This window comes from Herbiconiux daphne, assembly GCF_024979295.1.
Lineage (GTDB): Bacteria > Actinomycetota > Actinomycetes > Actinomycetales > Microbacteriaceae > Herbiconiux > Herbiconiux daphnes.
The window spans coordinates 1-702 of sequence record NZ_JANLCJ010000389.1 but is presented as its reverse complement, the minus strand read 5'-3'; the positions used below and the strand labels follow the sequence as shown (position 1 = coordinate 702).

The window sequence follows — 702 nt, the reverse complement described above, 5'->3', positions numbered from 1 at the left end:
CGTTAATAACCTAACAGCCAAGCTAATGCTTGCCTTATTCCCACAACAGGCGTGGATGCGTCTGGATATGGGTGAATGGATGGTTAAAGAGATTGTTGCTGACCCTTCAGCTCGTGAGAAAGCTCAAGCTATGCTCTCGATGATTGAACGTGTATTGATGAAATATATGGAAGGGAACAGTTATAAAGCTGCTCTGTTCGAAGCATTAAAACAATTAGTCGTTGCTGGTAATGTTCTACTTTATTTACCAGAACCGAAAGGAGCATACACTCCTCTTAAACTGTATAAACTTTCAAGCTATGTAGTTCAGCGTGATGGATTTGGTAATATGCTCCAAGTTGTTACGTTAGATAAAATTGCATATGCTGCACTCCCAGAAGATATTAAATCTAAAATGGGTGGTGAACATAAACCAGATGAACAGATTGAAGTTTATACTCACTGTTATCTTGATGATGAAACAGGTCAATATTTGAAGTATGAAGAAATCGACAGTATGGAAGTTGATGGCACGGATGCCTCCTTCCCAGTTGATGCTTGTCCTTTCCTTCCTATTCGAATGATTCGTCAAGATGGTGAGAACTATGGTCGTTCTTATGTAGAAGAATTCTACGGTGATTTACTGTCACTGGAACGTCTGCAAGAATCCATTGTTAATATGTCAATGATTAGTTCTAAAGTTGTAGGTCTTGTTGACCCTAC

Annotated in this window: 1 protein-coding gene; it reads left to right on the top strand. The window is 39.2% G+C overall.

Annotation, left to right across the window (positions count from 1 at the left end; translation table 11 throughout):
- The coding region (locus N1032_RS25410) for a portal protein (protein ID WP_259543374.1) at window positions 1-702 on the top strand (702 nt) is incomplete at both ends.